Annotated in this window: 9 protein-coding genes; 4 read left to right on the top strand and 5 right to left on the bottom strand. The window is 70.5% G+C overall.

Annotated features, from left to right (window positions below):
* Positions 1 to 85: 85 nt before the first annotated feature.
* Entirely contained in the window at positions 86 to 859 is a 774-nt protein-coding gene (locus tag L0H79_RS03180) for a fructosamine kinase family protein (RefSeq protein ID WP_301483094.1), read from the bottom strand.
* A gap of 242 nt (positions 860 to 1,101) precedes the next feature.
* Between L0H79_RS03180 and rpmB the strand changes: the two genes are divergently transcribed.
* Entirely contained in the window at positions 1,102 to 1,290 is a 189-nt protein-coding gene (gene rpmB / locus L0H79_RS03175) for a 50S ribosomal protein L28 (RefSeq protein WP_301483093.1), read from the top strand.
* Between the two features lie 179 nt (positions 1,291 to 1,469).
* On the opposite strand, the gene thiL is transcribed toward rpmB, so the two are convergent.
* Positions 1,470 to 2,456, bottom strand: coding sequence for a thiamine-phosphate kinase (thiL, locus tag L0H79_RS03170; RefSeq protein WP_301483092.1), 987 nt, complete (start codon positions 2,454 to 2,456; stop codon positions 1,470 to 1,472).
* Between the two features lie 145 nt (positions 2,457 to 2,601).
* Here thiL and L0H79_RS03165 point away from each other — a divergent pair, with 145 nt between their 5' ends.
* Positions 2,602 to 2,835: an Lrp/AsnC family transcriptional regulator gene (locus L0H79_RS03165; protein ID WP_301483091.1), complete on the top strand. Its 234-nt coding sequence runs from the start codon at positions 2,602 to 2,604 to the stop codon at positions 2,833 to 2,835.
* A gap of 53 nt (positions 2,836 to 2,888) precedes the next feature.
* A complete protein-coding gene (locus tag L0H79_RS03160) occupies positions 2,889 to 3,293 on the top strand; it encodes a DUF3515 family protein (protein ID WP_301483090.1) in 405 nt (134 codons plus the stop codon).
* 59 nt (positions 3,294 to 3,352) lie between these two features.
* Here L0H79_RS03160 and L0H79_RS03155 read toward each other — a convergent pair whose 3' ends face one another.
* Positions 3,353 to 4,483: a D-alanine--D-alanine ligase family protein gene (locus L0H79_RS03155; RefSeq protein ID WP_301483089.1), complete on the bottom strand. Its 1,131-nt coding sequence runs from the start codon at positions 4,481 to 4,483 to the stop codon at positions 3,353 to 3,355.
* A 49-nt stretch (positions 4,484 to 4,532) separates the two neighbouring features.
* Between L0H79_RS03155 and L0H79_RS03150 the strand changes: the two genes are divergently transcribed.
* Positions 4,533 to 5,633 (top strand): PLP-dependent aspartate aminotransferase family protein, encoded by a 1,101-nt coding sequence (locus tag L0H79_RS03150; protein ID WP_301483088.1) that lies wholly within the window; start codon positions 4,533 to 4,535, stop codon positions 5,631 to 5,633.
* An 18-nt stretch (positions 5,634 to 5,651) separates the two neighbouring features.
* Here L0H79_RS03150 and L0H79_RS03145 read toward each other — a convergent pair whose 3' ends face one another.
* Positions 5,652 to 6,668: an NAD(P)H-dependent glycerol-3-phosphate dehydrogenase gene (locus L0H79_RS03145; protein WP_301483087.1), complete on the bottom strand. Its 1,017-nt coding sequence runs from the start codon at positions 6,666 to 6,668 to the stop codon at positions 5,652 to 5,654.
* Positions 6,668 to 7,459, bottom strand: a complete 792-nt coding sequence (locus L0H79_RS03140; protein ID WP_301483086.1) for a 1-acyl-sn-glycerol-3-phosphate acyltransferase — start codon at positions 7,457 to 7,459, stop codon at positions 6,668 to 6,670. The genes L0H79_RS03145 and L0H79_RS03140 overlap by 1 nt, the downstream gene beginning before the upstream one ends.
* Positions 7,460 to 7,476 lie beyond the last annotated feature (17 nt).

Genomic DNA, 7,476 nt, shown 5'->3' with positions numbered 1-7,476 from the left:
ATCGAGAGTGCAGCAGTCGTCATCGAGAGTGCAGCAGTCGTCATCGAGAGTGCAGGAACCCTGATCGACTGTGCAGCAGTCGGGCTCACCGGTAGCGGCGCGCGACAGCCACGAGCTCTTCACCGTACGACCGACCGTGGGTCACGGCATGCACGGCCAGGGGATGCAGCTGGTGCAGGCCGACCAGGTCACGCCATCCGGTCGGCAACGCCGCGGCCTCGGCGTAGCTGTCGAGGACCCGGTCCAGGCCGGGCAGGCCGAAGAGCATCAGCATCGCGAGATCGGTCATCCCATGCCCACCATGGGCGGCCGGATCGATGAGACAGACCCCGTCGGGCGCGTGGACGACATTGCCAGACCACAGGTCGCCGTGGAGCCGTGCGGGCGCTCGGTCGTCATCGAACTCGCCGCCGGAGATCCGATCACACAGGTCGTCGAGCTGATCTGCGGCCCGGGTGCCGAGGTGGCCGGCCCGTTCGGCTGCGTGGACGAACGGTCGCACCCGCTGTTCGGCGTAGAACCGGCCCCACGTCGGCTCGGGCTCGTTGGCCTGTGGCTGTCGACCGATCCAGGACGGCCCGTGCCAGCCCTCGGGTGGGGTGCCGAAGGCCGCGGCACCCGCCGTATGCAGCACGGCCAGGGACTTGCCGAAGGCGTCTGCCGCTTGACGGGTGGGAGCAACAGCACGGACCTGTTCGACATCGATGAACTGCTCCCCCACCTCGTGGACACGGACGACGCGGGTGCCTCCTGCGGGCTCTGCCTCGGCGAGCCAACGCAGCCCGCACGCCTCGGCCTGGAAGAATCCGACAGGCGCGTCTCGTCGCTCCTTGCGGTACGTCATCGGTCGTCGCTGCATCGTCATCCACGGTAAGGGGAAGTGATCCTCGCGCGTCACCCTCCCCGGGCCATCCTTCCTCGTCACGGCAGAGCTGGTATCCGACGCCGCAGACAGGTCGTTTTGGCTGGGAACCCGGCCGTCGGCTACTCTTGAGCGGTTGCCCTGCGCGCATCGGCACATCCCACCGTCACCTCCACGGTTCGCCGCGCCCCTGGGCTCACGGACCAATGACCACAACGACGAGTTTCAGGAGATCACCCGTGGCTGCCAACTGCGACGTCTGCGGCAAGGGACCGAGCTTCGGTCACAACATCTCGCACTCGCACCGTCGCACCAAGCGCCGCTGGACCCCCAACATCCAGCGGGTCCGCACCAAGGTGAACGGTGTGACGCCGAAGCGCGTGAACGTATGCACGTCCTGCCTCAAGGCGGGTAAGGTCGCGCGCTGACCCTCCACACCGAGAGGGCCGGCTCCCGTCACGGGGGTCGGCCCTCTCGCGTCCCGTCGAACGGCGCCGGGCGACCCACGAGTGGGCAGCGTTCGGATGCGTGCCCTCCAGGGGGATGTGCTGCCGGCTCGACGAGACGGTTGTGCCGCTCGAGGGGGATGTGATGCCCGCCCGGCGGATCAGGGACGGAAGTGGTCCCAGCCGGTCAGCGTCTCGCTCAGCCCGCCGACGAGGACCTCGGGCCCCTCATCCGGCGCGATGCCACGAGCGACGCCGATGACCCGCCAGCCTCCGGGCACGGACCCCGGTACGAACGTCGCCAGCAAGGCGTGCTCCTCACCACCGGCCAGCACGCACTCACGGGCGGCCTGCACGCCCACGACCGGGGTGAGCCGGTCGATGTCGTCGTCGAGCGCGGTGGGGTCGAGGTCGAGGATGACGCCGCTCGCCCGGGCGATCCGCCCGGCATCCCGAAGCAGCCCGTCCGACACGTCGAGCATCGCAGTCGCCCCAGCCGCCACAGCCGCCAGTCCCTGATCCAGCGGTGGACGCGGCCGACGGTGCACCGCGACGGCCTCGGGATCGGCTTCGGGCCGACCTTCCTGAAGCAGGCGCAGCCCTGCATCACTCAGGCCGAGCGAACCGGCCACAGCGACGTGGTTGCCGGGGCGCGCCCCGGACCGGAGCACCGGCTCGCCGACGAGCACGCCCAACGCGGTGACGGACACCATGACGACCCCGGGCGGGGCCGAGGACAGGTCACCGCCGAGCACCGCCACGTCCGCCCGTGAGCACGCCCCCGCGACTCCCTTCGCCAGGTCGGTGACCCACTCGATCGACACCGCGGGGTCGATGACCAGGGTCAGCAGGACGCCGGTGGGACGGCCGCCCATCGCGGCTATGTCGGCGAGGTTCTGCGCGATGACCTTGTGGCCCACGTCGGCACCGGACGACCACTCGTCGAGCCAGTCCCGACCGAGAACCATCGAGTCCGTGGTCGCGATCGTCCGGTCGGAGGTGTGCAGTACTGCGGCGTCGTCCCCGGGCGGAACGACGAGCCATGCGGGCCGGTCGTAGAGCGGGAGGATCCGAGCGAGGATCTGCTCCTCGTCGAGGTGGGTCAGGGCGGTGCCCTCCGTCAGGAGCGGTCCGGAGCGTCTCTGCACGGGTCCACCATGTCACCCCGTCCCGCCCCGATGTCGCCCCCCGCTCACCGCGACGCGGAGCGCCTCGGCGGGGTACGGTCAGTGCACGGCGGGCTTGCCAGCATCCGGCCGTCCCTGATCGCCATTGATGAAGAAGAGGTGCCCCGTGGTTCAGGCCTACATCTTGATCCAGACCGAGGTCGGCCGCGCCGCGACCGTCGCCGAGGAGATGCGCGGCATCTCGGGGGTGGCGCTCGCCGAGGACGTGACCGGCCCGTATGACGTCATCGCCCGGGTCGAGGCGCCGAACGTCGACGACCTGGGGCGACTCGTCATCGCCCGTCTCCAGGACGTCCAGGGCATCACCCGGACCCTGACCTGCACAGTGGTCAACGTCTGACCACCGCTTCAACCCGTAGTCGAGGCACGGCGGCGGCAGTCTGCGCTGTCGTCGTGCTCTACGTCCTGTCGGGGTGTTCCAGAGCTGTCGATGTCTCGCCCGCGCCTTTCGCGGACAGCCCGGCCTGCCGGTCCGTTCCATGGCCCGGCAAGGTCAGCGGTGTGCCTCGGGTCGACACGTCGTCGAGCTCTCCGTCGGTCGCGGCCTGGGGCGATCCGGCGATCATCGCCCGCTGCGGGCTGGCGCCCCTCGCCCCGACGACCCTCTCGTGCGTCACGGTCGACGGGGTCGACTGGGTCGTCCGCTCGTTGAGCGACGGCTCCGCCGCGACGACCTACGGGACCGACCCAGCCATCGAGGTCCTCGTCCCGCAACGCTACGGGCCCGCCCCGCTGCAGCTGCCGGTCTTCACCGTCGCCGCCCGCGCGCTGCCGTCGAACGGGCGCCAGTGCACCTGACGACCGAGCTGGGCAGCGGCTGCCGGCCCGCCGCCAACCGGCCCGCGGAGCTCGAGGGCTCACCGCAGGCCGGTGCGCCGCTCGAGCGCAAGCGAGATGAGCTCGTCGATGAGCTCTGCATAACCGAGGCCCGAGGCCGCCCACATCCGCGGATACATCGAGTGCGGCGTGAAGCCGGGCATCGTGTTGATCTCGTTGACGAGAACGCGGCCATCCTGGGTCCAGAAGCAGTCGACCCGCGCGAGACCTTCACAGCCGAGGGCTTCGAACGCGGCCCCGGCCACCCGACGCACCTCGTCGGCCACGGTCTGCGGCACGTCGGCCGGACAGGTCAGGGCGACGTCAGCCTCTGCGAGGTACTTCGCCTCGAAGTCGTAGAAGGCGCGGCCACCGCGCACCGCGATCTCACCCACCTCGGAGGTGCGCGGCCCATCGGTGCCGTGTCCCTGCAGGACCGCGCACTCGATCTCGCGGCCCACGATCCCGGATTCGACGAGGACCTTCGGGTCGTGCTCTCGGGCGACCTCGATCGCCGCCTCGAGGTCGGATGGATCCGCGACCCTCGAGATGCCCATGCTCGACCCGGCGCGGGCAGGTTTGACGAAGACGGGGTAGCGCAGGCTGTTACAGGCGTCCATCGCGGCGGCGCGATCGGCGCGCCAAGCGCGGTCGGTGATGACCGCGTAGGGGCCGATGGGCAGCGCATGGCCCGCGAAGAGCACCTTCATGTAGTGCTTGTCCATGCCCGCGGCCGAGGCGAACACCCCGGAACCGACGTAGCGCACGTCGGTCAGCTCGAAGTAGCCCTGGATCGTGCCGTCCTCACCGAACGGCCCGTGCAGCAGGGGGAAGACGACGTCGATGTCGCAGAGCTCGTGCGGCACCTCGCCGGGCTCGATCACGCGCAGCGCGTGGTCCCCGGCCCCGAGCGGGAGCATGACCTGCTCCTTGCCGGCCTCGACCGCCGGCGTGTGGCCTGCCGTGAGCTCGAGGCGATGCGGCTCGTCCGCGACCAGCACCCACTCCCCGGTGCGGGCGATCCCTATCGGGACGATGTCGTAGCGGTCACGGTCGATGGCGCGCAGCACCCCGGCGGCCGTCGCGCACGAGACGGCGTGCTCGGACGAGCGCCCCCCGAAGACGATCGCGACACGCGGACGGGAGGGCGGCGTGGGCTGGTCCGTGGTCATCAGACGAGACTCTATCCCGGCCTCCGCACGGCGGCCCTAGCCTGACGGCATGAAGGACACCTCCCGCTCTGACGACGAGGCAGCCACTCGGATCGAGACGCTCGTGGTGGCCGCCGGGCGCCCACCACGTGAGGCCGGTGCGTCAGCGAATGTGCCGGTGGAGCTCACCTCGACGTATGCCGCCGACGGCCCGGTCATCTACGCGCGGGGCGGGAACCCGACCTGGTCGGCGTTCGAAGCCGCCCTCGGCGAGCTCGAGCGCGGGCACGCGCTGGTGCATCCCTCCGGGATGGCCGCGATCACCGCTGCGTTCTCGCTCGCACCCCGGGGCGGCACCGTGCTCGTCACGGACGCGACCTACTACGAGACGGGTGACGTGCTGCGCGAGCTCGAAACCACCGGGACGACCGTCGTGCGCCGTCACGCGAGCGACACGGCCGGGTTCCTGGAGGCGCTGCCGGGCGCCGACCTCCTCTGGCTCGAGTCGCCCACGAACCCGCTCATGGATGTCGTGGACCTCGCGCCGATCCTGGCCCGCGCGCGCGAGCTCGGCGTGATCAGCGTCGTCGACAACACGGTGCCCACCCCGCTGCTGTGTCGTCCTCTCGAACTGGGCGCGGACGTGGTGGTCCACTCCGTGACGAAGTACCTCTCGGGGCACTCCGACGTCATCCTCGGCGCAACCGTGGTCCCCGACACCGCACGGGGACACGACCTCGGTGCTCGGCTGCATCGCTACCGGACGCTGCACGGCGCGATCGCCGGGCCGATGGAGGTCTTCCTGGCGCTGCGTGGGCTGCGCACGCTTGCCGTTCGGTTCGAGCGAGCCTGTGCCTCGACAGCCGAGCTCACGGCTCGGCTCGAGGGCCACCCAGCCGTCGCCCGGGTGCGCTACCCGGGGTTCGGGGCGATGCTCTCGATCGAGGTCGCGGGCGACGCCGCCGCGGCCGAACGGGTCTGTGCAGCAACCCGGATCTGGCTTCATGCGACGAGCCTCGGTGCGGTCGAGTCGCAGCTGGAGCGACGTCGCCGACACCCCTCGGAGCCGGAGACGGTGCCGGAGAACCTGGTTCGCCTCTCGGTCGGGATCGAGCACGTCGAGGACCTCTGGGCCGACCTCGACCGGGCCCTGATGGCCGCCTTGGGCTGACTCCCCGTCCGGGAGAGATCAGCGGGCGTGTGGGGTGCTGTGCTTCTCGGCCTTCAGGTCGCGGGACATGAGCTTTGGCCCCACCTCGTGGGCCGGCAGCCCATCCCGCACCACGGCCACGACCTGCTCGACGATCGGCAGGTCGACGCCGCGGTCGTGCCCAAGGGCAAGGATCGACTGGCACGACTTGACCCCCTCGGCCGTCTGGCGCAGCTGCGCCGCAGCCTCGTCGACGGACATGCCGCGGCCGAGATGGACCCCGAAGCTGTGGTTGCGCGACAGCGGCGACATGCAGGTCGCGATGAGGTCGCCGACCCCGGCGAGCCCGAGGAACGTCTGCGGGTCGGCTCCGAGCGACATGCCCAGCCGGGTGGTCTCGGCCAGGCCTCTGGTGATGATCGTCGCCTTCGTGTTGTCACCGAAGCCGAGCCCCTCGGCCATCCCCACCGCCAGCGCGATGACGTTCTTCGTCGCCCCGCAGACCTCTGCTCCGACCACGTCGGGGTCTGTGTAGGGGCGGAAGTACGGCGTCGCCACGGCGGCGGCGACCCGCTCTGCAGCGCCCATGTCGCTGCAGGCGACGACGCTCGCAGCCGGTTGGTGCAGAGCGATCTCGGTGGCGAGGTTGGGGCCTGTGACGACGACGATGCGCTCCTGCTCGACCCGGCCTGCCTCGGCGATGACCTCGCTCATCCGCATCGTCGTGCCGAGCTCGACGCCTTTCATGAGGGAGATGACCGGTGCCCCTGCCGGCACCGCCCTCCCCCACGTCTCGAGGTTGGCACGCAAGGTCTGCGACGGCACCGCGAGCACGACGATCTCGCTGCCGGCGCAGGCCTGCTCGGGGTCGACCGTCGCCTCGATCGCCTTGGACAGCTGCAGACCGGGCAGGTACTCCAGGTTGCACCCGGAGTTGATCTGGTCGGCGATCTCCTGTCGGCGCGACCACATCCGAACGGTCCCACCGGCATCGGCGAGGATCCCCGCGAAGGCGGTCCCCCAGTTGCCTGCACCCATGACTGCGACGTGAACCATCACTGGTCTCCATTCGTGTCGTCGCGGGGGGCCGGATGACCCGGGCCCGCAGGTCCTGTGGGATCACCGGTCTCTGGCACCCCGCGCCTGCGCGGGTCGTACCGCTCCCCGGCAGCATGCTCGCCGCGGATCCCCTCGAGCAGCATGGTGATTCGGGTCATGAGCCGATCAGTGGCGGTGCGGAGCGCGGCCGTGTCGATCGGCCTGTCGTAGAGATCCGACAGGTCGACCGCCGGCCCGGCAGCCATCGAGATCGTCCGACGTGGGAGGACCTTGGGCCTGCGGGCGTAGGGGGCAAGGATCTCCTGGGCACCCCACTGCGCCACGGGAATGAGAGGGCACCGCGTCTCGAGGGCCACCCGCGCCGCCCCGGTCTTGCCCCGCATCGGCCAGAGGCCCGGGTCGCGGGTGATCGTGCCCTCCGGGAAGATCCCGACCGGCTTGCCCGCGCGGATCGCCGCGACCGCGGCCTGGTAGGCACCGGCGGCCTTGAGAGAGTTGCGATAGACAGGGATCTGCCCGGAGCGGCGCAGCGCCCCCCCGACGATGGGGATCTCGAAGAGGCTGTCCTTGCCGAGGAAGTACGCCGGTCGGCCGGAGTCGTACATGAAGTGGGCGAACACGAGGGGGTCGACGTAGGAGATGTGGTTGGGCGCAACGACGAAGCCGCCGTGCGTGGGGAAGTGCTCGGTACCGCGCCAGTCCCGCTTGGTCGTTGCCATGAGCAGCGGTCGGAGGAACGTGGCGAGGGCGCGGTAGGTCATCGGCACCTTGGCACGTGCTTCGCTCACGACTTGGACCTCCTGGG

Origin of the sequence: Intrasporangium sp., assembly GCF_030452765.1 — a bacterium.
Lineage (GTDB): Bacteria > Actinomycetota > Actinomycetes > Actinomycetales > Dermatophilaceae > Intrasporangium_A.
This window is presented reverse-complemented; position numbering and strand designations above follow the sequence as displayed.

Excerpts from the sequence above, each read along its gene's own strand:
- L0H79_RS03155 (WP_301483089.1), bottom strand. The coding sequence starts at position 4,483 with ATGACCACGGACCAGCCCACGCCGCCCTCCCGTCCGCGTGTCGCGATC.
- L0H79_RS03145 (WP_301483087.1), bottom strand. The coding sequence starts at position 6,668 with ATGGTTCACGTCGCAGTCATGGGTGCAGGCAACTGGGGGACCGCCTTC.
- L0H79_RS03150 (WP_301483088.1), top strand. The coding sequence starts at position 4,533 with ATGAAGGACACCTCCCGCTCTGACGACGAGGCAGCCACTCGGATCGAG.
- L0H79_RS03180 (WP_301483094.1), bottom strand. The coding sequence starts at position 859 with ATGCAGCGACGACCGATGACGTACCGCAAGGAGCGACGAGACGCGCCT.